This window comes from Kitasatospora sp. NPDC114501 (assembly GCF_055633695.1).
On record NZ_JBVKDS010000015.1, the window covers coordinates 186,948 to 212,255 of the forward strand.

Genomic DNA, 25,308 nt, shown 5'->3' on the forward strand with positions numbered 1-25,308 from the left:
TACACCACACCTGGGCGCCCGGAGGACGGCGGCGGCCCGACGGTATGGAGGCCGGAGCCACATCCCGATGGGCTGATGCGTCGACCGGGCACATGTCGCCGCTCCCACCGCACACCTACGGTTCCCGCAATCACCCCGCCGCACCTCAGGAGTCGGTCACCATGCGCAGCTCGACAACCCCCTCCAGGGCCGCCTCCGGCGCCGTCCTGGGCGACTCCCTGACCGGCGGCCCGGCCCGGAAGCTCGCCGCCCTCGCGGCCTGCGTCCTGCTCGCCTCGGGCTGCGCCAAGGCCGGTACGGCCGGGACGAGCGCGGCGGACGGCGGGACGAAGGGCCCGGTCAAGGTCGGCCTGGTGTACTCCAAGACCGGGCCGCTGGCCGCCTACGGCAAGCAGTACCTGGAGGGCTTCAAGGCGGGCCTCAGCTACGCGACCAAGGGCACCGGCGCGGTCGACGGACACAAGATCGAGTTCGAGGAGCAGGACGACGCCGGTGACCCGGCCAAGGCGGTGTCCGCCGCCAAGGACCTGATCGGCAAGGGCTACAAGGTGCTGGCCGGCTCCACCGCCTCCGGTGTGGCCCTCCAGGTCGGCCCGATCGCCGCTCAGAACAAGGTGCTCTTCATCAGCGGACCGGCCGCCGCCGACAAGGCCACCGGCCTGAACAAGTACACCTTCCGTTCCGGCCGCCAGTCCTACCAGGACATCAGGACCGCGGCCTCGTTCGTCGGTGACGCCAAGGGCAGGAAGGTCACCGTGCTCGCTCAGGACAACGCCTTCGGCCAGGCCAACGTGACCGCGGTGAAGGCGGTGCTCGGCGCCGAGGGTGCGACGGTCGACCAGGTGCTCGCCCCGCCGAGTGCGACCGACCTCACGCCCTTCGCCACCCAGGCCAAGACCGCCAAGCCCGACCTGCTGTTCGTCGCCTGGGCCGGCGACACCGCCTCGGCCCTGTGGACGGCACTCAACCAGCAGGACGTGTTCGCCGACACCAAGGTCGTCACCGGCCTCGACCTGGCCGCCTCCTACCCGCTGTTCGGCCCGGCCGGCGAGAAGATCTCCTTCCTGAACCACTACTTCGACGGTGCCGCCGGCACCCCGGTGGAGAAGGCCATGACCGAGGCCGTCACCGCCGCCGGAGGGAAGACGGACATCTTCACCCCGGACGGCTTCACCGCCGCCCAGATGATCGTGCACGCCGTCGAGTCCAACCACGGCTCCGCCGACGACACGTCGGCCCTGGTCAAGGCCCTGGAGGGCTGGAGCTTCGACGGGGTGAAGGGAAGGACCACGGTCCGCGCCGAGGACCACGCCCTGCTCCAGCCGATGTTCCAGGTGCGGCTGACCGGCAACGGCGCCGCCGCCAAGCCCTCGGTGGAGAAGACCCTGACCGCGGACGAGGCGGCCCCCCCGGTCGTTCCGATGGCGGGCTGATCCCGATGTCCGCCCGTAGCGCCTCCACTCCTTCCGTCGCCTCCGCGCCCTCCTCCTCCGCGCCGTCCTCGTCCTCCTCTCCGGTGCTGCGTCTGGACGGGCTCGGCTGGGCCGTCCGCGGCGTGCCGATCGTCGAGGACGTCTCCTTCTCGGTCGGCGAAGGCGAGTTCATCGCCTTCATCGGGCCCAACGGCGCCGGCAAGACCTCCCTCTTCAACCTGATCTCGGGCATCTACCCGGCGACCCACGGCAGCCTCCACCTCGACGGCGCGGACATCACCGCCGAGGCGGTGCACGCCAGGGCCCGCCGCGGGCTCGGCCGCACCTTCCAGACCTCCTCCCTCTGGCCGGGGATGACCGTCGCCGACCATGTCCGCCTGGCCGCCCAGGCGGCGGCCGGGCCGCGTGCCTCGTACCGGCTCTGGCGCCGGGCCGACCGCTACGAGCAGCAGTTGGCCGACACCCTGGAACGCACCGATCTCACCCACCGCGCGGACACCCTGGCCAGTGCGCTCTCGCACGGGGAGAAGCGCAAGCTGGAGCTGGCCGTCCTGCTGGTCTCCGAGCCCCGGCTGATCCTGCTGGACGAGCCGATGGCCGGTGTCAGCGCGGAGGAGGTGCCCGCCCTCACCGCGCTGATCCGTTCCGTGCACCGTGACCTGGGCCGGACCGTCCTGATGGTCGAGCACCACATGGACGTCCTGCTCGGTCTGGCCGACCGGCTGGCGGTGATGCACCACGGCACCCTGCTCGCCCTGGACACCCCCGAGGCCGTGATGGCCGACCCGACCGTGCAACAGGCCTACCTGGGTGAGGCGTTGTGACCTCCTCTCCGTTCTCCGCTCATCGCCCCGCTCCTGCGACGCACTCCGCCTCCTCGCAGCCGCCGGCTGTCGATCCCCTCCTCTCCGTCCGCGATCTGAGGGTGGTCATCGACGGGCTGCACATCCTGCACGGTGTCGACTTCGACGTGGCCCCCGCCGGGGTGACCGCTCTCCTGGGCCGCAACGGCGCGGGCAAGACCACCACCGTCAAGGCCGTCATGGGCCTGGTGCCGCGCACCGGAAGCATCCGGCTCTCCGGCACCGAACTCTCCTCCCTTCCCACGCATCTGGTCGTGCGCCAAGGCATCGGCTACGCGCCCGAGGACCGGGGGATCTTCGCCGGCCTCACGGTCGCCGAGAACCTCCGCCTCGCCGAACGCGCCGCCGGGACCGGGGACGGGGCCGGTGAGCCGAACTACGCGCTCGTCCACGAGCTCTTCCCCGAACTCGAGCAGCGGGCCGGACAGTTGGCCGGGACGCTCTCCGGCGGCCAGCAGCAGATGGTGGCGATCGGCCGGACGCTGCTCAACCGAAACCGGTTGATCATCGCCGACGAGCCCACCAAGGGCCTGGCCCCGAAGATCGTCGCCGAGGTGGCCGAGGTGCTGGCGCGTGCGGCCGAGGCCGTGCCCGTCCTGCTGGTCGAGCAGAACCTCGCCCTCGTCCGCCGGCTGGCCGGCGCCTGCGCCGTCCTGGCCGACGGCCGCACCGCCCACCGCGGGGACACCGCCCAGCTGTTGGCCGACGAGGAGGCCGCACGCCGCCTGCTCGGCGTCGGCTCCCGTCACCCGCTCGCCGGCGGGCCCCGGCCCGCCGCCTCCCCGGCCACTCCCGTCGTCACCGCCGAGGTGAAGCCCTGATGGACACCGTCGTCCTCCTTTTCTGTACCGGACTCGGTCTCGGTGCGCTGTACTTCCTGGTCGCCTCCGGTCTGTCGCTGATCTTCGGTCTGATGGACGTGCTCAACTTCGCGCACGGCGCCCTGCTCTCCATCGGCGCCTATGCCACCTGGTGGGCCGGCGTCGAGGCCGGCTTCTCCTTCTGGCTGGCGGTGCCGTTCGGCACCCTGGTCGGGACGGCCGCCGCCGTCCTGCTGGAGCTCTTCCTGATCCGGCCGCTCTACAGCCGCCCGCGCGACCAGATCCTTGCCACCGTCGGGGTCGGGCTGGCCGTACCCGCCCTGCTGATGGGGATCTGGGGCGCGGACTCCCGCCCCTTCCCCCAGCCGGACCTGCTGTCCGGCACCTGGCACGTGCTCGGTGCGACCGTCCCGGTCAACCGCCTCGTGCTGGTGGCCGCCGCCGCACTGTTGCTGCTCACTCTTCGGTTGTTCCTCGCCCGCACCCGCTACGGGCTGATCGTCCGGGCCGGCGTCGAGGACCGGGCGATGGTCGCGGCGCTCGGCATCGACGTCCGGAGGGCGTTCACCCTCGTCTTCGCCCTCGGTGGGGCGGCCGCCGCGCTCGGTGGCGCCCTCGGCGGCCTCTACTTCGGTTCGGTCAATCCCGGCCAGGGGACCGGCCTGCTCATCTTCGCCTTCGTCGTCGTGGTGATGGGCGGCATGGGCTCCGTGACCGGAGCCGCCGTCGCCTCGGTGGGCGTCGGCCTCGTCCAGCAGTTCGCCAACTACTACACCGGCGCCGGGCTCGGCGACCTCTCGGTCGTCGTCCTGCTCGCCGTGCTGCTTCTCGTCCGACCCCGTGGACTCACCGGGAGGCTCGCGTGAGCGCCGAAACACCGATCACGAGCACCGGTGGCCCCGCGGCCGACCGCAGCGCCGCCGTCCCGGCAGGGGGGACTGACACCAGCCCTGCCGTGACCACCATGCCAGCAGAGGGGACTGACACCAGCTCCGCCGACACCGCCACTGTGGCAAGGGGGACTGACACCGGCCTTGCCGAGACCCATTGTGAGCACAAGGCCGGGTCCGGCGCCATCCCTCGAACAGGTGATCCGGTCACTAATCGCTGGACAGTCGTGCACAGAGCGCTACGCTGGTGGCCGATCGCTCTGCTGATCACGCTCCTTGTCGCCCCATACAGTGCGCTTCCCGTCCCGGGACTGCTCGACGGCCCGCTCGGCAGCCCCGGAAGCCTCCAACTGCTCGCCCTGTGCCTGCTCTACGGGGCCCTCGCCACCGGCTACGACCTCCTGCTCGGTCGGACCGGACTGCTCTCCTTCGGCCACGCGCTCTACTTCGCCACCGGCCTCTACGCCACCGACCTCGGCATGCTGGAGCTGCGACTGCCGTTCGCCGCCGCCGCGGTGTTCGGTGTCGCCTGCTCCGTGCTGCTGGCCCTGCTGCTCGGCTCGGTCAGCCTGCGGGTCACCGGCATCGGCTTCTCCATGGTCACCCTGGCCTTCGCCCAGGCCGGCTCGATCCTCGTCCAGCGCAACCCCGGTGGAGTCACCGGCGGCGAGGAGGGCCGCTCCGCCCCGGCCGACCTGCTGCCCGACGGGCTGCTCGGGATCGAGAACACCGCCAACCTCTACTGGATCGCCGTCGGCTACCTGGTGCTGACGGTCGCCGCGGTCCACTGGGCCGTCAAGTCGCCGATGGGACGGGTCTGGGAGGGCATCAAGGAGAACGAGCGCCGGGTCGAGGTGCTCGGGCTGCGGCCGTACGGCCACAAGCTGGTCGCCTTCGTGCTGGCCGGCGGGCTCGCCGGACTGGGCGGGGTGGTCTACCTGCTGCTGACCGGCGGCGCCACCCCGCAGGCCGCCACCTCGGACGCCACGCTCGCGCTCCTGGTCATGGTCGTCCTCGGCGGGTCCGGCACCCGCTGGGGGCCGCTGCTCGGCGGTGTCCTGTACACCTGGGCGGGCCACCGGCTCGGCGACCTCGCCAACTCGTCGACCGTCGCCGACCTGCCGGCGGCGCTGCGCGCGCCGCTGTCCCAACCCCTGTTCCTGCTGGGCGCCCTGTTCGTCGCCGTGGTCTACCTGCTGCCCGGCGGCCTGGCTAGACTGCCTGCCCGCATCCGTGCCGGCCGATCCGCCCGTTCCGCTCCGGCGCCGGCCGGCCTCGGAGCCGCCCACCCCACCGGAGGTACCCCCGCGTGAGCCAGTCGCCGCTGAAGCCCGAGGAGTCGACCGTCCCCGTGCCCGGTGGGGACCTGGCCGTCCTGCGCTGGCCGGCCGACGACCCGCGGGCCCCGACGGTCGTGGCGGTGCACGGCATCACCGCCAACGGCCTCGCCTGGTACGAGGTCGCCCGCCGGCTGGCCGGCCGGGTCACCCTGGTCGCGCCCGACCTGCGCGGCCGCGGCGCCAGCCGCTCGGTCGCCGGACCGTACGGGCTGGCCCGGCACGCCGACGACGTGGCCGCGCTGATCGGCGCCCTCGGCTCGGGGCCCGTCATGGTGGTCGGTCACTCGATGGGGGCCTGGGTCACCGCCCTGGCCGCCGTCCGGCACCCCGAGCTGGTCCGGCGCGTCCTGCTGGTCGACGGGGCGGTGACCTTCCCGCTGCCGCAGGGCGTCCGCGAGGAGGAGGCCCTGGCGGCGGTGCTCGGCCCGGCGCTGGCCCGGCTGTCCACCACCTTCCCGGACCGGGACGCCTATCGGGAGTTCTGGCGCGGGCACCCCGCCTTCGCCGGCGAGTGGACCGAGGGGATCGACGCCTACACCCAGCGCGACCTCGTCGGCGTGGAGCCCGAACTGCGTTCCTCCTGCGTGCTGGAGGCCGTGCAGACCGACGGCGCCCAGGTCCTGCTGGACGAGGACGCGGCCGCCGCCGTGCACCGGCTGCCCTGCCCGGCCGACCTGCTCTGGGCCGAGCGCGGCCTGCTCGACGAGCCGCAGGGCCTCTACGACCACGGGCGGATCGGGCTGGCCGGGCTGGACCCGGAGAAGGTGACCGCCGCGCCGGTGCCGGACACCAACCACTACTCGATCCTCTGGGGCGAGGCCGGGGCGGACCGCATCGTCCGCATCCTGCTGGCGGACACCCTCACCGTCGGATAGCCGTGCCGTGCCGGGTCACCGGCCAGGGATCCGTCCTGGACGGCGGCGGCCGGCGGGGTTCGAGCCCCGCCGGCCGCCGGCGCTTCGGCCCTCCGCCCTTCGGCGTGTCAGTCCGGCGTGTCAGTCCGACGTGTCACTCAGTGGGTCCGGATCGGCCCGGTGCGTCAGCCGGCCGTGCCGAGGAAGCTCTCCCAGCCGCCCGCCGGCGCCTGGCCGACGTTGAGCGAGCGCAGCTTGCGCAGGGTGGACTGGTCCTGCACCTCCAGCCACTCGACCAGCTGCTTGAAGGAGACCAGCCGGACGTCGGGCTTGCCGGCGACGGCCTTGAGGGTCTCCTCGACGGCGTCCATGTAGATGCCGCCGTTCCACTGCTCGAAGTGGTTGCCGATGAAGAACGGCGCGCGGTTGCTGTTGTACGCGCGCTCGAAGCCCGCCAGGTAGGAGTTCGCGGCCTGGGTGCGCCACTCGCCGTACATGGCCGGGTCGCCCTTGGTGCTGCCCTTGGACTGGTTGGCCAGGATGTTGTAGTCCATCGACAGGACCTGGAAGTTGCGCCCGGGGAACGGGATGGACTGCAGCGGGAAGTCCCAGACCTTGCCGTCCTGCACCTTCTGCGGCCATATCTGGAGGCCGCCCGAGGAGCTGGCGTCGTACTTCCAGCCCAGCTTGGCGATGGTCGGCAGCAGCGCCTTCTGGCCCTCCAGGCACGGGGTGCGGCCGCCGATGAGCTCCTTCTTGTAGTCGAAGGGGAGCGGGTCGACGTCGGTGAAACCGGTGTTGGTCCGCCACTGGGTGACGAAGCCGATCGCCTGGTCGATCTCGCTCTGCCAGTCCTCCGGGGTCCACACGTTGACCCCGTTCTTGTCCGGACGGCTGGAGCAGAAGTGCCCGTTGAAGTGGGTGCCGATCTCGTGCCCGGCCAGCCAGGCCTGGCTGATGAGCTTGAGGGTGCTCTTCACCGCGCCGTCCGACAGGTACGGGATGTCGGAGGCGCCGACCGAGTGCTTCGGCGGGTGGTACAGGTCGGCCTTGCCCTTGGGCAGGGCGTAGATGCCCGAGAGGAAGAAGGTCATCGTGGCCTTGTGCTGCTCCGCCAGCTTCAGGAAGCGGGGGAACTGGCCGTCCTCGGTGCCGCCGGCGCCGTCCCAGGAGAAGACCACGAACTGCGGCGGCCGCTCGCCCGGCTTGAGCTTCTCGGGCTTGGGCTGGTTCGGCTGCGGGCCGGTGTCCGCGTTGGAGCCGTCGCCGATCGGGGTGCCCTTGGGCACCGCCGTCTGGGTGGGGTCGCCGGTGCCGCTCTGGGGGGTGCTCGTGCCGCCGGGGCCGGGGGAGGCGGAGCCCTGGCCGGAACCGGATCCGCCGCTGGAACAGGCCGCGACCGCGCCGAGGGCCGCGGTCGCAGCGGTCGCACTGAGCACAGTCCTGCGCGAGATGCTGGTCATGGTCTCCCCTGGGTGCCGATACCGGTGATGAGGGCGGTCCGCAGCCGCACCGGTCAAATCGGGCAATTGATGAATATTCCGCCGTTAGCATGTCATGTCGCCGCAACGGCCACCAAGGTCGTCGAGCACTGACGACTCTCAACACGCTTGACGCATCCGGCTGGGCTGCGGAGATGCGTCGACTGTTGCCGTCCTGTGACGCTGTCCACCCCGTGCGGCCCGGTCAGTACGGTACCGCCGGGCAGCCCGCTCCCCAGCGGACTTCGTCAGCGTTCGGCCCGGTTGGTCGCCCTTTTGGGAAAACTTTTGCCCCTTGCCGGGCCGGGCAGGCCCGAAGCCCGCTATGGGGCGCGCCGACCGGAGCGGGACGGCCGGAGCGGGACGGGCGGCCCGGCCGGGAGGGGACGGCCGGCGGTCGGACCGTCAGAGTGCGGCGAGCCGCCGGGTGCGACGCACCATGCGCGCGATCGCGGTGCTGATGGCGGTGGCTGCCGCGCAGGAGACCACCAGGCTCAGCCAGGCGGTGTTGAACCAGTGGCTGTTCAGCCAGCCCAGCGTCACGATGTAGGCGGCCCAGACCAGCGCAGCCAGTGCCGACCAGTGCAGGAACCGGTGCGGATGGGTGGGGGAGTGGCCGATGGCCAGGTCGAGGACGGTCCGCCCGGCCGGGACGAACCGCGCGATCACCACCATCGCGGCGGCCGCGCCGTGGGGGCGTTCGACCAGGGCCTGTTGGACCCGGGTCACACTGGCCGCCAGTTTCGGACGCCGGGCGAGCCGGCGGTGCAGCACCGGGGCGCCGCGCCGGGCCAGGTTGAGCAGCAGGAGGTCGCCCAGGAAGGAGGCCAGCGCCACGCCCAGTCCGAGCATCAGGGGGGCACCGTTGATCTGCGACGTCTTGAGCACGGCCAGGATGACCAGCGTTCCGCTGGGGATGAACGGCAGGAGGGCGTCCCCGAGCACGGCGACGATCGCCAGCGCGCAGATCCACGAGGATCCGATCGCCACCACGAAGTTCAAGGCCCTACTCCCTCCACGCCGCCCGGGGGAGCAGGTGGCTGCAGGGGTCAACGCTAGCGCCTCGACTTTTCATGCCATGAAGCACCCCGGTATGGCATGGATCACGGCTGCTGATTCCGGCTGCGCTCCCGTGCGGCGAACCGTGCGGCCGAGCCGGTCGTGCGACCGGCCGTGCGGCGGGCCGCCCCGGCGGCGGAGGGCCGCCGCAACTGGAACGAGCCCCCGGGGCGGGGTGCCGCGCCGAGGGCTCGCAGTGATCGTCCGGTACTGGTCCAGCCCGACGATCTTGCTGGTGGAGTGCGGGTCCCGCTCCGGCGACCCGCTCCTGGTCCCAGCCTGCCGGACCCCCGCCCGCTGCCGCGAGACCTGGCGCTGGCGACTTCCGGCGCTGGCGGGAAGTCGCCAGCCGTGTTCGCCCGCTGGCTCTGCGTCAGCCGGACGTCCGGTCGGAGTTCCGTGCCGAATGGCCGAAACCCGACTGGACCCCGGCCGGACGACACCCCGGAGGCGGGAACAGCGAGCCGCCGGCCGTGGTTGACGCTGCTCGGCGACAGCGACCGGCGGGCCACCCGGGTCCGCGCGGTCACCCATGACAGCCGGCTCAAGGACGGCAGCCAGGAGGGCGGACGGGATGACCACCGAGGACCAGCAGGAGCACGCGACCGGGCCGACGGCCGACGCGGCGATCCGGGGCACCACCCGGGGAGCGGCACCCGCTCCGCTCTCGATCCTCGACCTGGCCACCGTCGGCGTCGGCCACACCCCCGCCGAGGCCCTCGCCGCCACCACCGAGCTGGCCCGCCGGGCCGAGCAGTGGGGCTACCACCGCTTCTGGGTGGCCGAGCACCACGGCATGCCCGGGGTGGCCAGCTCCACCCCCGCCGTCCTGCTCGCCCACCTCGGGGCCAACACCACGACGCTGCGGCTCGGCTCCGGCGGCGTCATGCTCCCCAACCACGCCCCGCTGGCCATCGCCGAGCAGTTCGGCCTGCTGGAGGCCCTGCACCCCGGCCGGATCGACCTCGGGCTCGGCCGCGCCCCCGGCACCGACCCGGCCACCGCCCGGGCGCTGCGCCGCGGCCTCACCGAGGGCGCGGACGACTTCCCGCAGCAGCTCGCCGAGCTGACCCACTTCCTCGACGGGGACTTCCCGGACGGCCACCCGTACGCCCGGTTGACGGCCGTCCCCAAGGGGGAGAACCGCCCGCCGGTCTGGCTGCTCGGCTCCTCCGGCTTCAGCGCCCAGCTGGCCGGTCGCCTCGGCCTCCCGTTCGCCTTCGCCCACCACTTCAGCAGCGCCAACACCCTCCCGGCGCTGGACCTCTACCGGTCGTCCTTCCGCCCCTCCGCCGTGCTCGCCGAGCCGTACTCGCTGATCGGCGTGAGCGCGGTCGCCGCCGACGACGAGTCCTCGGCGCGGCGCCTGGCCCGCTCCGCCGCCCTCGGCATGCTCCGCCTGCGGCGCGGCAACCCCGGCCCGATCCCCACCCCGGAGGAGGCCGAGCAGTACCCGTACAGCCTGGTCGAGGCGGACTTCATCGACAGCTGGCTCGACAACGTCGTGCTCGGGGACCCGGGCCGGGTCGCCGACGGGCTGGAGGCGCTGCGCAAGCGGACCGGCGTGGACGAGCTGATGGTCACCTCGCACATCCACGGCCACGAGGCCCGCCTCCGCTCGTACGGCCTGATCGCCGAGGCGTACGGCCTGACGGCGGCCGCGTGACGGTGGCGCCCCGGCGACAGCCTCCCGCCGACGGCCTGACAGGAACGGCGCGACAGGAACGGCCTGACGGGAACGAACCGACCGGAACGAACCGACCGGAACGGCCTGACCGGGACGCCGTGACGGCGACCACGTGCCCGGCCGCCGGTCCCGCCGCGGCCCGACCCGACACCCGGCTGCGTCGCCTCAGCCCCGGCGGCCGCCGCCGTCGAGGGCGGGGCGGCCCTCGCGGAGTATGGCCGCGACCAGCTCGGCCTCGCCGGGGCGGGCGAAGTACCAGCCCTGGGCGGTGTCGCAGCCGGTCAGTCGCAGGCGCTCGGCCTGGGCGGCGCTCTCGATGCCCTCCGCGGTGACGGTCAGGCCGAGGGTGTGGGCGAGCTGCACCATCGCGCCGACGATCTGCTCGTCCGCGTCGCTGCGGCGGGAGCCGAGCTCCGGCCGACCGGGGCGGTCCGCCGGGGCGGGCTCGCGGAAGCCCTCGATGAAGGTGCCGTCCAGCTTGAGCACGTGCACCGGCAGCCGGGAGAGGTAGGCCAGGTTGGAGTAGCCGGTGCCGAAGTCGTCGATCGCGATCCGCACGCCCATGTCGGCGAGCGCCTGGAGGGCCTGGAGGGGGCGGCCGCCGGGGCCGAGCAGGGCGCTCTCGGTGATCTCCAGCTGGAGGAGCCGGGCCGGCAGGCCGGTGCGGTCGAGGGCCCGGGCGACGTCGGCGACGATGTCGGAGTCCCAGATCTGGCGGGCGGCCAGGTTGACGCTCACGAAGGTCTCGGTCTCGGGGAACTCGGCGAGCCACTGCCGGGCCTGCCGGCAGGACTCCTCCAGCACCCAGGTCCCGAGCGGCACGATCGCGCCGGTCTCCTCGGCGAGCGGGATGAAACGGTCCGGGGAGAGCGTCCCGTAGCGGGGGTGGCGCCAGCGGACCAGCGCCTCCGCGCCGTGCACGGTGCCGTCGGCCAGCCCGACCAGTGGCTGGTACTCGATGGTGAACTCGCCGCGCTCCAGGGCCGGGCGCAGCGCGGTGGCGAGCAGCTGCCGGGTGAGCTGGTGGGCGCCGCGGTCCGGGTCGTAGAGGGTCCAGCGGGCGCGGCCGTCGGCCTTGGACCAGTAGAGCGTGGCGTCGGCGTCCTTGACCAGGTCGGTCGGGGTGGTCTCGTGCACGGACCGCTCGACCACGCCCACGCTGGCGGTGATCACCAGCCGGTGCCCGGCGACGTCGAAGGGACGTTCCAGCATCTCCAGGATCCGGTCGGCCAGCTCGGTCAGCTGCTCGATGCCCAGGCTGTCGGTGACCAGGACGGCGAACTCGTCGCCGCCCATCCGGGCCACCAGATGGGTGTCGCGGCCCTCGAACCCGTGCCGCAGCCGGGTGGCGACGGCGATCAGCAGCTGGTCGCCGATGTGGTGGCCGAGCGCCTCGTTGATCGCCGCGAAGCCGTCCAGGTCCAGGTAGCAGACCCCGACCCGGCGTTCGTCCGGGGTCTCGGCCGGGACCGGCCCGTCGGCCGGGGCGAGGCAGGCGGCGTCGAGCCGCTCGAAGAAGTAGGCGCGGTTGGGCAGCCGGGTCAGCGGGTCGTGCAGGGCCTGGTACTCCAGCCGGTCGCCGAGCCGGCGCTGCTCGGTGATGTCCTCCACCAGCGCGAGGGTGTAGAGCGGCACCCCGGCGCCGTCCCGGATCAGCGAGACGGTGACCTTGCTCCAGACGGTGTGGCCCTCGCGGTGCTTGAGCTGCTTCTCCACGCGGAACCGTTCCCGCTCCCCGTGGACGAGTTCGGAGAAGAGCCGGTCCGGCATGCCCTCCGGGTCGATGATCTCGTGCAGGTGGGTGCGGACCAGGTCGCCGACGCTCCGGCCGATCAGGGTGGCGAAGGCGGGGTTGACCTCGATGATCCGGTCCTCGGCGTCGATCAGGGCCATGCCGATGACGGCGTCGCAGAAGGCGGCCCGGAACCGGGACTCGCTGGCCCGCAGTGCGGCCAGCAGCCGGTCGGTGCCGTCGCGCTCCCGGCCGGTGCCGCCGTCCGCCCGGCCGGTGCCGCCGTCCGCCCAGCCGGTGTCGTCGGCGGTGAGGGCCCGGCCCCGGTGGGCGTCGGCGGTGAGGGGGGCCGAACAGGTGGGGCAGAGCAGCGGTTCCGGCTCCGGGAGCGTGCCGCAGGCGCTGCGGGCGGTGACGGCCCCCGCGGTCCCGGTGCCCGGTCCGGTGGCGGATCCGGTGGCCGGTCCCAGGACCGGCGAGGCGAGGTGGCGGTGGCGCGGTGATCCCTCGTGCCGCACGCCCGGGTGGTGTGCGTCGGCCCCCTCGTTCTGGCCCGGCACGGCATGCTCCCGTCCGCTGCTGACGCTTGACGATGGTCCGGCCGGCCAGTCGGGACCCGGCGGTCGGCTCCGCACTCTGTCGTGGTCCTCGGAGTCGGTCCGCTACGGGCCGCCCGTCGTGGGGCGCCGGCGCGCGGGGACCCACCGGAAGGACAGGGCGCTGCGGCCGATCATAGGCCGCGACGGCAACGCGCGGTGACCGCCGCCAGGGTGATTCGCCCGCTTTGTGATCATGAATGGTGGTACGTGCAGACGCCCCCGGTGCACATCACATGATGTGCACCGGGGGCGTGTGCGCCGAAGCCGCGCCCCTGGGCGCCGGTCGCGCGCCGGAAGTGGAGCGGAGCGGGCCGGGAGCCGGGGGACGGACGGGTCCGGAAGCGGTGCCGGAGAGGGGAAAAGAAGAGAAGGGGAAGAAGGGGGTGAGGCGCGGCTCAGGCCAGCGAGGCCGAGAGGGTGATGGTGGTGCCGGTCAGGGCCTGGCTGACCGGGCAGTTGGCCTTGGCGTCCTCGGCGGCCTTCACGAAGCCCGCCTCGTCCAGCCCGGGGACCTCGCCGACGACGGTCAGGTGGATGCCGGTGATGCCCGTCCCCGGCTGGAAGGTGACGTCGGCCCGGGTGTCCAACTTGGTGGGCGGGGTGCCGGCGCCGGTCAGGCCGTGCGAGAGGGCCATCGAGAAGCACGCCGAGTGAGCGCCGGCGATGAGCTCCTCCGGGCTGGTCCTGCCGTTGGCCTGCTCGGCGCGGGACGGCCAGGACACCGGGAACGTGCCGATCCCGGACGATTCGAAGGCCACCTGGCCCTGACCGGCGACGAGGTCGCCCTCCCAGGCCGTACGGGCGGTGCGGGTGGTTGCCACGGTCGGTTCCTCCAGTGTTGAGGGAGTGTTCGAGCGGTCACGTCCGGTCGTGCACGCCCCAGCCTACGGGCAGATCCCTCCCCGGTCCGGTGCGTCACGCCGCGCGGTCCGGTGCTTCACGCGTGGCCGGTCGGGCGGAGTACGGTGCCGTCCGCCGGTCCCGGCCCGCTGTCCGGATCGTGGACGGTTCCGTCCGACGGTGCGGGGCCCGAGCGGGGCCCTGTTAGATTTGCCCGGGCCCGAGCCCGGCCGCCGTACGGTCGGGCGCCCACCGCAGACACCGGGAGCCGCCCCGATGACGGACCACTCCACGACCCCCGACACCGGCCTGACCGAGGGGATCGACGACGCCGTACGGGCCGAGCTGACCAGCCTGCGCGAGAGCATCGACAACATCGACGCCGCGGTGGTCCACATGCTGGCCGAGCGCTTCAAGGCGACCCAGCGGGTCGGCCGGCTCAAGGCGGAGCACAAGCTGCCGCCGGCCGACCCGGCGCGCGAGCGGGACCAGATCAAGCGGCTGCGGGAGCTGGCGGCGGGGGCGAAGCTGGACCCGGTCTTCGCGGAGAAGTTCCTGACCTTCATCATCGCCGAGGTCATCCGCCACCACGAGGCCATCGCCCGCTCCTGAGACCCGGCGCCGGCGGCCCTGCACCGGCGGCCCGGGCCGCCGGTCGAGAGACGCGAGCCGCGAGCCGCCGGCCCGGGGCCCGGCTCCGGGCGGTCACGAACGGCCCAAGGGCCGGCTCCCCGGGCGGCCCCGGGTCGCCCGGTGATGTCGGTGGCGGCTAAATGACCGATTTCGTCAGGCTCCACGGTTGGCGTAGCGTGCAGACTTCCCCAGCCGGAGAGGTGGAGCAGCGACGATGGCGGTGAACCTGCCCGAAACGCCCAGTGGAGCCGGAGCTCCCGGCGACTCCGCGTCGAACGCTCACGGGGTGTCCGGCGGCCGCGCCGAGGCCCGTCGCCGGGCTCGCGGTTCGCGCGGTCGCAAGGCCCGCCGCTCGGGCCGCCGCGCCCGGCCGTGGTGGATCGAGCTGCCGTTGATGGTGGCGGTCGGCCTGGTGGTCGCGCTGCTGATCAAGACCTGTCTGTTCCAGGTGTTCACCATCCCGTCCGGCTCGATGGAGAACACCCTGCGGATCGGCGACCGGGTCGGCGTGAACAAGCTCGCGCCGCTGACCGGCTGGGAGCCGGAGCCGGGGCAGCCGGTGGTGTTCAAGGACCCGGGGGGCTGGCTGCCGCCGCAGCCCACCGACCCCAACCCGGTCACCAACGCCGTGGGCTCGGTGCTCGGCTTCGTCGGCCTGGTGCCGCCGAAGGACGACAACTACCTGGTCAAGCGGGTCATCGCGACCGGTGGCCAGACCGTGCAGTGCCAGGGCACCACGCTGTCCGTCGACGGACGGAAGGTCGACGAGCCGTACCTCCACCCCGGGGACGACTCCTGCGCCGGGCTGGACTTCGGGCCGGTGAAGGTGCCCTCGGGCTACGTCTGGGTCGAGGGCGACCACCGCAGCGACTCCGCGGACTCCCGGTACCACCAGCACGGCCCGGGCGGCGGCGCCGTGCCGGTGGACAACGTGGTCGGCCCGGTGTCGGCCGTCGTGTGGCCGCTCAATCACCTCGACTGGTTCGGCTGGACCGGCCGCTGACCCCACGCTCGGCGGCCACCCGGTCACGGGCCCCGGCTTCGGCGTCCCGGGGGTCGGCGCCTCCGGCCCCGTCGTTCCCCGAACCCGCGCCCGCCTCCGCGGGCTTGCTCGCCTGCGCCGCGAAGGCGCCGGTCAGCACCAGCAGGCCGCCCGCGATCTGCGGCAGCCCGAGGTGCTCGCCGAGCAGCACCCAGGCCGTCACGGTGGCGACCACGGCCTCCAGGTTGGCGACCACTCCGGCGATCGGCGGCGAGAGGTAGCCGACCGAGATCACGCCGGTCAGGTAGGCGAGCACGGTCGCGATCAGGACCATCCACGCGGCCGGGAGGAACGCGGGCAGGGAGTGCCCGTTCATCACCACCGACCCGCCGAGCAGGCCCCAGTCGGCCTGCCACGGCCGGGCGAGGGCGGTGAGCAGCACGGCGCCGACGAGCAGCCCGAACGCGCTGACGGCGAGCGGGTCGACCGGGCGGTCACCGTGCCGGCCGGCGTCGGCGAGCACGAAGTAGCCGACCTGGCAGACGGCCGCGCCGAGGGCGAACAGCACGCCCAGGGCGTCGAAGCCCAGACCGTTCCAGACCTCGACCACGCAGGCCAGCCCGGCCACCGCGACGCCGGCGCCGACGGCCGCGCCGCGGGTGATCGGCTTGCGCTGGACGAACTTGACGTAGCCGATCAGCAGCGGCGGTCCGAGGTACTCGATGAGCAGGGCGACGCCGACCGGGATGCGGGAGATCGCCGCGAAGTAGCAGGCCTGGACGCCCGCCACGGCGAGCAGGCCGAAGCCGAGCAGCAGGCCGGGGCGGCGCAGTACGGCGTGCCGGTGCCGGTAGGCGACCGGGAGGAGTGCCACCGCCGCTCCGGTGACCCGGAGCCACACCACGTGCAGCGGGGAGAGTCCGGCCTCTATCAGCGGCTTGGCCGCGGTGCCGGAGCCGCCGAAGGCGAAGGCGGAGACCAGCGCCAGGCCGAGGCCGAGGGTTCTGCCCGACGGGAGGGTGGGCGAGGCCGTTGATCTGTGCACCGCCGCATTGTGACAGTCACACGAGTGATCGGGTAAGGCGCCATTCCGTCAGTTGGTCCTGCCCGCAACTGTGCGGAGTGGCGCACTCACCCGGCCCCGGGAAACCCACTCTCGAGGACCCACTCCCGAGGACCCGGCCCCGAGGACCCGGCCACGAGAACCGGCTCCCGACCAGCCCCCGCCCGTCAGCCCCCGGAGCCCGACGAGGCACCCGCCCCCGCGAGCGCGTCCGTCCCGCCCGTGGGCTGGGTGGTCGGCTGCGTGGTCGGGGCCGTCGTCGGCGGGGCGGTCGGCGTCGGCTTCGAGGTGGGCCGGGGCGGCCGGGTGGGCTGGGTGGTCGGCTGCGTGGTCGGCGGTGCCGTCGGCGCGGTGGTCGCGCCGCCGTCGGTGCCGCCCGACGGGGTCGAGCCCGAGCCGTCGCCCGGCGTCGTGGTGGGGCCGGTGCTCGGCGCGCCGGTGGGGGCGCCCGTCGACGGGGCGCTGCTCGGCGTGCTCGGGGCGGTCGGCAGGTCGGTGGCGCCCGAGGAGTCGCCGGCGGCCGGGGTCGGGAAGTCGCCGACCGGCTGGCCCTTGAGCGCGGCCTTCATGTAGCTGGTCCAGATCTGGGCCGGGTACTGGCCGCCCGCCGCGCCGTCGATGCCGCCGACGCCGCTCAGGCTGACCTGGGAGCCGTTGGCCGGGTCCTGGCCGAACAGGGCGACCGAGGTGACCAGCTCGGGGGTGTAGCCCACGAACCAGACCGACTTCTGGTCGTCGGTGGTACCGGTCTTGCCCGCCGCCGGACGACCCAGTGCTTTCGCCCGCCAGCCGGTGCCGCCCGGGTCGCTCACCACGCCCTGGAGCATCGAGGTGACCTGGTTGGCGGTGTCCTCGCTGATCGCCTGGGTGGTCCTGTGCGCGGGCAGCGCGACGTTCTCGCCCTCGCGGTCCACCGACTGCACCAGCCACGGGGTGATCTGCTTGCCGCCGTTGTCCAGCGTGGCGTACACGCCCGCCATGTCGAGCACGCTCGGGGTGGCCGCGCCCAGCGGGATGGACGGCACCGGGTCGAGGCCCGGGGTGTTGCCGGGCAGGCCCATCGCGATGGCGGTGTCCTTGACCTTCTGCAGCCCGGTGTCCTGCGCGAGCTGCGCGAACGCCGAGTTGACCGACCAGTCGGTGGCCTGCTGGAGGCTGATCTGGCCGTAACTCCTGTCGCCCTCGTTCGGCGGCGCGTACGGGGTGCCCTTGCCGCCGCGGACCTTCCGGCCGCTGGTGCCGTCGTAGACCGTGCGCGGCGTGACGGTGCGGCCGTCCTGGGTCTTGGCCTCGTTCTCGAAGGCGGCGGCCAGCGCGATCGCCTTGAAGGTCGAGCCGGCCTGGTAGTCGCGCCGGGTGGCGTTGTCGACGTAGTGCTTCACGTAGTCGACGCCGCCGTACAGGGCGACGACCGCGCCGGTCTTCGGGTCCACCGAGGCGGCGCCGGCCTGGGCGGCCGCGTCCTTCTTCCGCTTGTCCGGGTTCAGGGTGTCGTGCAGCTGGGCCTGGACGGAGTCCTGGAGGGCCTGCTGACGGGAGGGGTCGATGCTCAGCTTGACCGTGTAGCCACCCTTGGCCAGCTCGGTCTCGCTGATCACCCCGCTGGAGGTGAGGTACTGGGTGGCCGCGTCGACCAGGTAGCCGGCCTGGCCGGACAGGCCCGGGTTGGGCTGCGGGTCCCGGACCTCGGGGAAGGCGGTCCTCGCCCGCTCCTCCGCGGGGAGCCAGCCCTCCTTGACCATGCCGTCGAGTACGTAGTTCCAGCGGTTGACGGCGTTCTGCTTGCCCGCCGCGGTGGCGGTGGCCACGTCGTAGGCGCTCGGCGCGTTCAGCAGGGTGGCCAGGTAGGCGCCCTGGGCGGCGTCGAGGGCGGACGCGTCGACGCCGAAGTACGCCTGGGAGGCGGCCTGGATGCCGTAGGCGCCGCGGCCGTAGTAGGAGGTGTTCAGGTAGCCGGAGAGGATGTCGTCCTTGCTCTCGGTGGCGTCCACCTTGATGGCGATGAACAGTTCCTTCACCTTGCGGGTGATCGACTGCTTCTGGTTCAGGTACGTGTTCTTCACGTACTGCTGGGTGATGGTGGAGCCGCCCTGGGTGCCCTGGCCCTTGGCGGTGTTGATCGCGGCCCGGGCCAGGCCCTGGACGTTGACCGCGCCCTCGCCGTAGAAGTTCCGGTCCTCGGCGGCCAGTGCGGCGTGCTGGGCGGCCGGGGAGACCTTGTCCAGGGTGACGTTCTGCCGGTTGGTCTGGCCGGTGCGGGTGAGCACCGAACCGTCCGAGTAGAGCCAGGTGTTGCTCTGGGCGGTCGCGGCGGCGTGCGCGTCCGGCACCTTCACCAGGGCGATCCCCAGCGCGAACAGGCCGATGCCGAGCAGCAGCGCCGAGCCGGCGCCGAGCAGGGTCATCCGCCAGGTGGGTATCAGGCGGCGCCAGCCGGTGCGCTTGGGGCGGCGCGACTTCTTGCCGCCGGACCCGCCGGACCCGCCGGACCCGCCGGCCGGGCCGGGGGTGCGCTTGAGCCGCTTGACCGGGCGGAGGCTGATCGACGGCGAGCGACGGCCGCTCTGGGCGTTTCTGGACAAAGCGCGGCCTTTCCTGCGGGCGCACCGGGGCAGCCTGCACGGACGGGGACATCGGCGGTTGGGGACCTTTGTCCCGATTCCGGTTTTACTGCCCTGGACGAGCAGAACGGGCCGGATGGCTCCGGCGGATCGCCAATCGAGACCGACATCACACGCAAAACGGACGTCGGAGGCCAAAAAATCGGGGAGCCTCTCGCTGCTGCGAGAGACTCCCCAACTGTCTGTGCGCCGCCAGGGACTCGAACCCCGGACCCGCTGATTAAGAGTCAGCTGCTCTAACCAACTGAGCTAGCGGCGCCTGCTGACCTGGAAAACAATACACGCTTCCGAGGGGTGCCCCCGACCATCGCGGCGACCGCCGCCCGATCCGTCCCTTTCCTTCCGGTTGGGCCGGAGTTCGCCGCTGGTTAGGGTGGAACGGTGCCCAGCCCCCAGCCAGGACACCCACGAGCGCGACCCGGCAGGTCGGGAGACCGCGCCGCGCGGACGACGGTCGCCGCCCTGCTGCTGCTCAGCGCCGTGGCGTACACCGCCTGGGTCCTGGAGGTCGTACTGAGCACCGGACTCGACCCGGTGCAGGCGTACATCAGCGAACTCGCCGCCGAGGACCAGCCGCTGGGCGGCCTGTTCCGGGCCACCGACCTGGCCGCCGGGCTCTGCCTGCTCGCCGCCGCCGGCACCGCCCTCGCCACCGGCCGGGCCGGGGCCTCCCGGCGGCACCGCTGGGCGCTGGCCGGCTGGTCAGCGCTGGCCCTGTTCGGCGCCGCGACCGCCGCCGACTCCCGGCTGCCGCTCAGCTGCACCCCCACCAGCGACGAGATGTGCGCCGCCCGGGAGACCGCCGGGCTGGTCCCCGCCACCCACACCGCTCACGCCGTCACCAGCAGCCTCGCCACGGCCGGGGCGCTCACCGCGCTGGTCTCGCTCACCGTGGCCGCCCGGCGCTACCACTGGTGGACGCCGGTGCGCCGGTTCGGGCCCTGGCTGCTGGGCGCGGAGCTGCTCGCCACCGGCTGGAGCCTCGCCTCGATCGCCGCCTTCCAGGCCGGACGCGGCACCTGGGCGCTCGGGGCCGGGCAGCGGTTGCAGGTGCTGCTGGTCGCGCTCTGGCTCGGCCTGCTGGCCCTGGGCGTCGCCCGCTCCGCTCGCCCGGACCCGCCCGGCGCGGACGGCGCCGGGCAGTCCGGCCAGGGCGGCAACGAGCAGTACGGCCCGTCCGAGCCGCAGCCGGGCCGGAGGCCGGCATGAGCGCTCCCGGGACGGAGGCCGGCGGCCGGACGCGCTTCCTGCGCGTCGACGGCGTCCCGCTGCACGTCCGCGTCGAGGGCGACGGTCCGCCCTGCCTGCTCTCCGGCGGCCTCGGCAGCAGCTGGTTCGACTGGGACCTGGTCGTCCCCTTCCTCGCGCCGTACCGCACCGTGGTCCGCTTCGACCGTCCCGGCTACGGGCTGAGCGCCGCCGAGCCCGCCGCCGGGCGGCCCGCTCCGACGGCGGCCGGCGAGGCCGGGCGCATCCGGGCGGTGCTGGACGGCCTCGGGCTGCGCGCGCCCTGCACCGTGGTGGGCCACTCGCTCGCGGGCTTCCACGTCGAGGCCTTCGCCCGGCTGCACCCCGAGCGGACCGCCGGGCTGGTGCTGGTGGACGGCAGCGTGGAGGCGGCGGTCCGGCCGTACCCGGCGCCGGCGGCGCGCGACCTGGTGGCGAGGGCGGTGGCCGGGGCCGCCACCGCCCTCGCCGTGCCCTACCTGCTCGGCCCGGCCGTCCGCCGGACCACCGCCCGGCTGTCCACCGTCCGCCGCGAGGACCTCGCCCCGGCGCCGCTGGTCCGGCGCTGCTACCGCACCGGGCGGGCCCTGCGCGCGCTGCTGCGGGAGAACGGTCGCTACCTCGACACGGCCGCCGAGCTGGACGAGCTGCGGCGCACCCGGCCGCTGGCCGAGGACCTGCCGATCACCGTGCTGGCCGCCGACGACGGCTGCCGGACCCGGCGCACCGAGGACTGGCTGGCCCGGCAGCGGGAGCTGGCGGCGCTGCTCGGGGCGGACTTCCGCACCACCGCCCCGGCCGGGCACCTGGTGATGTTCGACCGCCCGGACGCGGTGGCCTCGGCCGTGCTCGACACCCGCTGACCGGGCCCCGGCCCCTGGGCCCCGGAAACGCCTCAGGCCGCCCACCGGAGTGGACGGCCTGAGACCTTGCCATGTGCGCCGCCAGGGACTCGAACCCCGGACCCGCTGATTAAGAGTCAGCTGCTCTAACCAACTGAGCTAGCGGCGCCTGCTGACGTCGAAGACTTTACACGGCGCCGAGCCGATCCACCGAATCGTGTTCGAGTGGTTACCTTACGTGGCCGTCGTCGGCCGTCGGCTCCGGGTGGTGGCAGGCCGCCTGGTGGTCCGCCCCCGGCGCGCCGCCGACCAGGGCCGGCCGCTCCTGCTCGCAGCGGGTCCGGTCGGCCGGGGCCGTGAGCCCGGCGTACCGGGGGCAGCGGGTGCGGAAGACGCAACCGGTGCGGCGCTCGGTGGGCGCAGGCGGGTCGCCGGCCAGCAGGATGCGGTCGCGGGCGCGCTCGGCGCCGGGGTCGGGGAGCGGGACGGCGGAGAGCAGGGCGCGGGTGTACGGGTGGCGGGGGCGGTCGAAGACGGCGGAGACCTCGCCCTGCTCGACCGTCCGGCCGAGGTACATCACGCTGACCCGGTCGGCGAGGTGGCGGATCACCGAGAGGTCGTGCGAGACGAAGAGGTAGGACAGGCCCAGTTCGGCCTTGAGCGTCTGGAGCAGGTTGAGCACCCCGGCCTGGATGGAGACGTCCAGCGCGGAGACCGGTTCGTCCAGCACCAGCAGCTTGGGCCGGACGGCGAGCGCCCGGGCGATCGAGACGCGCTGGCGCTGGCCGCCGGAGAACTGGTGCGGGTAGCGGACGGCGTGCTCCGGGTCGAGGCCGACCTGGCGCAGCAGCTCGGGTATCCGGCGGGCGATCTCCTCGCGCGGGGTGCGCTGGGCGAGCAGCGGTTCGGCGACGATGTCGCCGACCGGCATCCGGGGGTCGAGGCTGGCCATCGGGTCCTGGAAGACGATCTGCACCTGGGCGCGGAGCCGGTGGGCCTCGGCCCGGGTGAGCGCGGCGGTGTCCCGGCCGAGCAGTTCGATCCGGCCGGTCTCCGGGGCACCGAGCCGCAGCAGTTCGAAGAGGGTGGTGGACTTGCCGGAGCCGGACTCGCCGACCAGGCCGAGGGTCTCGCCCTCCCGCAGGTCCAGGTCGACGCCGTCCACCGCGTACACCTCGCCGACCTTGCGCTTGAACACCGTGCCCTTGAGGAGCGGGAACGTCTTTCCGAGCCCGCTCACCGACAGCACCGGGGGCCGGGCGGAGCGGTCGTCGGGGCCGGTGGCGGTGGGCAGCTCCGGGACGGGGTAGACCTCGGCCGGCGCGGGCCGCCGCTCGGCGAGCTCGGCCGACCGTACGCACGCCGCCAGGTGACCGTCCGCGCCTTCCCCGTCCGCCGCTTCCCCGCCCGCCCCTTCCAGGGCGGGCTCGGCCGTGGTGCAGCGCTCCTCCGCCAGCGGGCAGCGGGCCGCGAACGGGCAGCCCGGGGGCAGTTCGGCCATCGGCGCCGGGGCGCCGGGGATCGGCACCAGCGGGCCGCCGCGCCCGTCCAGCCGGGGCAGCGCGCCGATCAGGCCGAGCGAGTAGGGGTGGCGCGGGGCCGCGAACAGCTCGTCCACCCCGGCCGTCTCGACCACCCGGCCGGCGTACATCACCGCGACCCGGTCGGCCGTCCCGGCGATCACCCCGAGGTCGTGGCTGACCAGGACGAGGGCCGCGCCGGTCTCCCGCCGGGCGGTGCGCAGCACGTCCAGCACCTGGGCCTGGATGGTGACGTCGAGCGCGGTGGTGGGTTCGTCGGCGAGCAGGATGTCGGGCTCGTTGGCGACCGCCATGGCGATCATCGCGCGCTGGCGCATGCCGCCGGAGAACTCGTGCGGGAAGCTGTCCAGGGCCCGGTCGGGCGCCGGGATGCCGACCAGGTCGAGGAGTTCGGCGGCCCGGCGGCGCGCGGTGGCCCTGTCCACCCGCTGGTGGATCCGGACCGCCTCGGCGATCTGGTCGCCGATCCGGTAGACCGGGGTGAAGGCGGAGAGCGGGTCCTGGAAGACCATGGCGATCCGGCGGCCGCGGATCGCGGCGAGCTCCCGGCCCGGTAGCCCGACCAGTTCCCGGCCGTCCAGCCGCACCGAGCCGCTGACGCTCGCCGTGCCGGGCAGCAGCCCGAGCACGGACAGCGCGGTGACGGACTTCCCGGAGCCGGACTCGCCGACGATGCCGAGGGTCTCGCCGCGCCGCAGGGTGAGGTCCACCCCGCGGACGGCGGGGACCGGGCCGTCGGGCCCGGCGAAGTCCACCCGCAGGTCCCGGACGGTGAGCAGCGGGGTTTCGACGACGGTGGTCACGGGCGCTTCCTACGGCTGGCGGCACGGGGACTGCTGACGGGGCGACGGGTGCGAGGGGAACGGCGGACGGACCGCGAACGGCGGGGCGCCGCCCCGGAGGTGGGGTCGAGGGCGTCGCGCAGCCCGTCCCCGATCAGGTTGACGGCGAGGACGAAGACCACCAGCAGCCCGGCGGCGAAGTAGAACAGCCAGGGGAACACCGGGGCCTCGCTGGTCCCGGCGGCGAGCAGGGTGCCGAGCGAGACGTCCGGGGCCTTGACCCCGAAGCCGAAGTAGGAGAGCGCGGTCTCGCTCATCACGGCGCCGCCGACCGCGATGGTGGCGTCGATGATGAGGAAGGAGGCGACGTTCGGCAGGATGTGCCGGCTGATGATCCGCAGCGGTCGTACGCCCATGAACCGTGCGGCGCGGACGAACTCGCGCTCGCGCAGCGAGATGGTCATCGAGCGGACCACCCGGGCGGTGATCATCCAGTTGAACAGCGCGAGCAGCAGCACGAAGGCGATCCAGCCGGCGCTCTTCAGCCGGCCCGAGACGATGGTGATGATCAGGAAGGAGGGGAAGACCAGCAGCAGGTCGACCAGGAACATCAGGCTCCGGTCGGCCCAGCCGCCGAAGTAGCCGGCGCAGGCGCCGACCAGGGAGGCCAGCACGGTGGAGAACAGCGCCACCAGCAGGCCGATGACCAGCGACTTCTGCAGCCCGCGGACGGTCTGGGCGAAGACGTCCTGGCCGACCCCGTTGGTGCCGAACCAGTGCTCGGCGGAAGGGGGTTGGTGCAGCGCGGAGAAGTCCGGGGCGGCGTAGTCCCAGGGGGTGAGGTAGGGGCCGCCGAAGGCGAGCGCGAACAGCAGCAGGACGGCGACGGCCCCGGCGACGGCGCCGCGGGCGGCGAGCAGCCGGCCGAGGACGAGTCGTCCGCGGCCGGAGGCCCGGGGGGCGGCGGCCGGGGCGGGGGAGTCGGCGACGGTGGTGGTCATGGTGGGGATCGCCTCCGGTCAGGACCGCACGCGCGGGTCGAGGGCGGCGTGCAGGGTGTCGGCGAGGAAGCCGGAGGCGAGGACGACGACGGCGGTGAACAGGTTGACGGCGACCACGGAGTTGACGTCCTGTTCGTTGATCGACTGGATCAGCCACTCGCCCATGCCGTGCCAGCCGAAGATCGTCTCGGTGAAGATCGCGCCGGTGAAGATGCCCAGGAAGCTGTAGGCGAACATGGTCGACATCGGGATCACCGCGGTGCGCAGTCCGTGCCGGAGCAGCGCCTGCCGGCGGGTGAGCCCCTTGGCCTCGGCGGTGCGCAGGTAGTCGGAGCCGAGCACGTCGAGCATGGTGCCGCGCTGGTAGCGGCTGTAGGTGGCGAGGCCGCCGAGGGCCAGCGAGATGGTGGGCAGCAGCAGGTGCAGTGCCCAGTCGGCGAGGTGGGTGCCGAGTCCGCCGGTGAGCCCGGGGGTCTCGTAGCCGGTGAACGGGATGACGTCGTGGCCGGCCGCGTCCTTGGCGGCGATGGCGCCGTTCTTGAGGAACAGCGCGACCAGGAAGACCGGGGTGGAGAGCAGCACGAAGGACAGCACGGTGAGCAGCCGGTCGGAGAGCCGGTACTGGCGCACGGCGCTCCAGGCCCCGGCCGCGACGCCGAGGACCATGCCGAGCAGGCTGCCGATCAGCAACAGTCGCAGCGAGACCCAGACCCGGCGGCCGAAGTCGTCGGTGACCGGGGTGTCGTGGATGGTCCGGCCGAGGTCGCCGTGGAGCAGCCCGCCGGCCCAGTGGCCGAAGCGTTCGACGACCGGGGTGCGGTCGTTCAGGTTGAGCGCGGTGAGCTGGCGTTCGACCGATTCGGCGGCCGGGCGGGGGACCTTGGCGTCGAAGTAGGTGCGCGGCTGGAGGGCGGTCGCGGAGATCGCGTACGCCAGGAAGACGGCGGCGATCAGCAGCACCGCGTAGTAGCTCAGCCGCTTCGCCAGGTAGCGGAGCATCAACGGCCGCCCGTCGCG

20 protein-coding genes and 2 tRNA genes are annotated in these 25,308 nt (G+C 73.5%); 11 read left to right on the forward strand and 11 right to left on the reverse strand.

Annotation, left to right across the window (positions count from 1 at the left end; translation table 11 throughout):
- Window positions 1-161: 161 nt before the first annotated feature.
- The 6 genes from ACZ7RU_RS27130 (at window position 162) to ACZ7RU_RS27155 (ending at window position 6,222) form a co-directional block, all read left to right on the forward strand.
- Window positions 162-1,433, forward strand: coding sequence for a substrate-binding domain-containing protein (locus tag ACZ7RU_RS27130; RefSeq protein WP_470343573.1), 1,272 nt, complete (start codon window positions 162-164; stop codon window positions 1,431-1,433).
- Between the two features lie 5 nt (window positions 1,434-1,438).
- Window positions 1,439-2,257 (forward strand): ABC transporter ATP-binding protein, encoded by an 819-nt coding sequence (locus tag ACZ7RU_RS27135; protein ID WP_470343574.1) that lies wholly within the window; start codon window positions 1,439-1,441, stop codon window positions 2,255-2,257.
- A 95-nt stretch (window positions 2,258-2,352) separates the two neighbouring features.
- Window positions 2,353-3,117 (forward strand): ABC transporter ATP-binding protein, encoded by a 765-nt coding sequence (locus ACZ7RU_RS27140; protein ID WP_470343640.1) that lies wholly within the window; start codon window positions 2,353-2,355, stop codon window positions 3,115-3,117.
- Window positions 3,117-3,983 (forward strand): branched-chain amino acid ABC transporter permease, encoded by an 867-nt coding sequence (locus ACZ7RU_RS27145; RefSeq protein WP_470343575.1) that lies wholly within the window; start codon window positions 3,117-3,119, stop codon window positions 3,981-3,983. The genes ACZ7RU_RS27140 and ACZ7RU_RS27145 overlap by 1 nt, the downstream gene beginning before the upstream one ends.
- 251 nt (window positions 3,984-4,234) lie before the next feature.
- Window positions 4,235-5,320 carry a branched-chain amino acid ABC transporter permease gene (locus tag ACZ7RU_RS27150; RefSeq protein WP_470343576.1) on the forward strand — a complete coding sequence of 362 codons (1,086 nt, stop codon included), beginning with the start codon at window positions 4,235-4,237 and terminating at the stop codon, window positions 5,318-5,320.
- Complete coding sequence (locus tag ACZ7RU_RS27155; protein WP_470343577.1) at window positions 5,317-6,222, forward strand: alpha/beta fold hydrolase; 906 nt, start codon at window positions 5,317-5,319, stop codon at window positions 6,220-6,222. Before ACZ7RU_RS27150 ends, ACZ7RU_RS27155 begins: the two co-directional genes overlap by 4 nt.
- A 164-nt stretch (window positions 6,223-6,386) precedes the next feature.
- Here the strand turns inward: ACZ7RU_RS27155 and ACZ7RU_RS27160 are convergent, their stop codons facing one another.
- Together ACZ7RU_RS27160 and ACZ7RU_RS27165 are read right to left on the reverse strand one after the other, a co-directional pair.
- Window positions 6,387-7,664, reverse strand: a complete 1,278-nt coding sequence (locus ACZ7RU_RS27160; protein WP_470343578.1) for a polysaccharide deacetylase family protein — start codon at window positions 7,662-7,664, stop codon at window positions 6,387-6,389.
- Between the two features lie 423 nt (window positions 7,665-8,087).
- Entirely contained in the window at window positions 8,088-8,675 is a 588-nt protein-coding gene (locus ACZ7RU_RS27165; protein WP_470343641.1) for a DedA family protein, read from the reverse strand.
- A gap of 640 nt (window positions 8,676-9,315) precedes the next feature.
- Here ACZ7RU_RS27165 and ACZ7RU_RS27170 point away from each other — a divergent pair.
- Window positions 9,316-10,407: an LLM class flavin-dependent oxidoreductase gene (locus tag ACZ7RU_RS27170; RefSeq protein WP_470343579.1), complete on the forward strand. Its 1,092-nt coding sequence runs from the start codon at window positions 9,316-9,318 to the stop codon at window positions 10,405-10,407.
- A 186-nt stretch (window positions 10,408-10,593) separates the two neighbouring features.
- Here ACZ7RU_RS27170 and ACZ7RU_RS27175 read toward each other — a convergent pair whose 3' ends face one another.
- Together ACZ7RU_RS27175 and ACZ7RU_RS27180 are read right to left on the reverse strand one after the other, a co-directional pair.
- The gene (locus ACZ7RU_RS27175) at window positions 10,594-12,720 is read right to left on the reverse strand and encodes a putative bifunctional diguanylate cyclase/phosphodiesterase (RefSeq protein WP_470343580.1); all 2,127 of its coding nucleotides are present in this window, start codon (window positions 12,718-12,720) and stop codon (window positions 10,594-10,596) included.
- A gap of 434 nt (window positions 12,721-13,154) precedes the next feature.
- On the reverse strand, window positions 13,155-13,580 hold the full coding sequence (locus ACZ7RU_RS27180; protein ID WP_470343581.1) for an OsmC family protein: 426 nt from the start codon (window positions 13,578-13,580) through the stop codon (window positions 13,155-13,157).
- Window positions 13,581-13,875: 295 nt separating this feature from the next.
- Here ACZ7RU_RS27180 and ACZ7RU_RS27185 point away from each other — a divergent pair, with 295 nt between their 5' ends.
- On the forward strand, window positions 13,876-14,211 hold the full coding sequence (locus ACZ7RU_RS27185; protein WP_470343582.1) for a chorismate mutase: 336 nt from the start codon (window positions 13,876-13,878) through the stop codon (window positions 14,209-14,211).
- A 307-nt stretch (window positions 14,212-14,518) separates the two neighbouring features.
- A complete protein-coding gene (gene lepB, locus ACZ7RU_RS27190; RefSeq protein WP_470343583.1) occupies window positions 14,519-15,235 on the forward strand; it encodes a signal peptidase I in 717 nt (238 codons plus the stop codon).
- On the opposite strand, the gene ACZ7RU_RS27195 is transcribed toward lepB, so the two are convergent.
- The 3 genes from ACZ7RU_RS27195 to ACZ7RU_RS27205 all read right to left on the reverse strand — a co-directional run bounded on the left by ACZ7RU_RS27195 (window position 15,198) and on the right by ACZ7RU_RS27205 (window position 19,157).
- Window positions 15,198-16,259: an EamA family transporter gene (locus tag ACZ7RU_RS27195; RefSeq protein ID WP_470343584.1), complete on the reverse strand. Its 1,062-nt coding sequence runs from the start codon at window positions 16,257-16,259 to the stop codon at window positions 15,198-15,200. The genes lepB and ACZ7RU_RS27195 overlap by 38 nt on opposite strands.
- 185 nt (window positions 16,260-16,444) lie before the next feature.
- Window positions 16,445-18,859: a transglycosylase domain-containing protein gene (locus ACZ7RU_RS27200; protein ID WP_470343585.1), complete on the reverse strand. Its 2,415-nt coding sequence runs from the start codon at window positions 18,857-18,859 to the stop codon at window positions 16,445-16,447.
- Between the two features lie 224 nt (window positions 18,860-19,083).
- Window positions 19,084-19,157, reverse strand: a tRNA-Lys gene (locus tag ACZ7RU_RS27205).
- 122 nt (window positions 19,158-19,279) lie between these two features.
- Here ACZ7RU_RS27205 and ACZ7RU_RS27210 point away from each other — a divergent pair.
- Window positions 19,280-20,107 carry a DUF998 domain-containing protein gene (locus ACZ7RU_RS27210; RefSeq protein ID WP_470343586.1) on the forward strand — a complete coding sequence of 276 codons (828 nt, stop codon included), beginning with the start codon at window positions 19,280-19,282 and terminating at the stop codon, window positions 20,105-20,107.
- Window positions 20,104-20,988, forward strand: a complete 885-nt coding sequence (locus tag ACZ7RU_RS27215) for an alpha/beta fold hydrolase (protein WP_470343587.1) — start codon at window positions 20,104-20,106, stop codon at window positions 20,986-20,988. The genes ACZ7RU_RS27210 and ACZ7RU_RS27215 overlap by 4 nt, the downstream gene beginning before the upstream one ends.
- Before the next feature lie 74 nt (window positions 20,989-21,062).
- Here ACZ7RU_RS27215 and ACZ7RU_RS27220 read toward each other — a convergent pair.
- From ACZ7RU_RS27220 to ACZ7RU_RS27235, 4 genes are all read right to left on the reverse strand, one after another.
- Window positions 21,063-21,136, reverse strand: a tRNA-Lys gene (locus tag ACZ7RU_RS27220).
- Window positions 21,137-21,196: 60 nt separating this feature from the next.
- Entirely contained in the window at window positions 21,197-23,311 is a 2,115-nt protein-coding gene (locus tag ACZ7RU_RS27225; protein WP_470343588.1) for an ABC transporter ATP-binding protein, read from the reverse strand.
- Window positions 23,308-24,291, reverse strand: a complete 984-nt coding sequence (locus ACZ7RU_RS27230) for an ABC transporter permease (protein WP_470343589.1) — start codon at window positions 24,289-24,291, stop codon at window positions 23,308-23,310. Before ACZ7RU_RS27230 ends, ACZ7RU_RS27225 begins: the two co-directional genes overlap by 4 nt.
- 18 nt (window positions 24,292-24,309) lie before the next feature.
- Complete coding sequence (locus ACZ7RU_RS27235) at window positions 24,310-25,290, reverse strand: ABC transporter permease (protein WP_355255418.1); 981 nt, start codon at window positions 25,288-25,290, stop codon at window positions 24,310-24,312.
- Window positions 25,291-25,308: the final 18 nt, after the last annotated feature.

Coding starts and splice junctions, on each gene's coding strand:
- ACZ7RU_RS27130 (WP_470343573.1), top strand. CDS start 162: ATGCGCAGCTCGACAACCCCCTCCAGGGCCGCCTCCGGCGCCGTCCTG.
- ACZ7RU_RS27135 (WP_470343574.1), top strand. CDS start 1,439: ATGTCCGCCCGTAGCGCCTCCACTCCTTCCGTCGCCTCCGCGCCCTCC.
- ACZ7RU_RS27145 (WP_470343575.1), top strand. CDS start 3,117: ATGGACACCGTCGTCCTCCTTTTCTGTACCGGACTCGGTCTCGGTGCG.
- ACZ7RU_RS27160 (WP_470343578.1), bottom strand. CDS start 7,664: ATGACCAGCATCTCGCGCAGGACTGTGCTCAGTGCGACCGCTGCGACC.
- ACZ7RU_RS27170 (WP_470343579.1), top strand. CDS start 9,316: ATGACCACCGAGGACCAGCAGGAGCACGCGACCGGGCCGACGGCCGAC.
- ACZ7RU_RS27185 (WP_470343582.1), top strand. CDS start 13,876: ATGACGGACCACTCCACGACCCCCGACACCGGCCTGACCGAGGGGATC.
- ACZ7RU_RS27215 (WP_470343587.1), top strand. CDS start 20,104: ATGAGCGCTCCCGGGACGGAGGCCGGCGGCCGGACGCGCTTCCTGCGC.
- ACZ7RU_RS27230 (WP_470343589.1), bottom strand. CDS start 24,291: ATGACCACCACCGTCGCCGACTCCCCCGCCCCGGCCGCCGCCCCCCGG.
- ACZ7RU_RS27235 (WP_355255418.1), bottom strand. CDS start 25,290: ATGCTCCGCTACCTGGCGAAGCGGCTGAGCTACTACGCGGTGCTGCTG.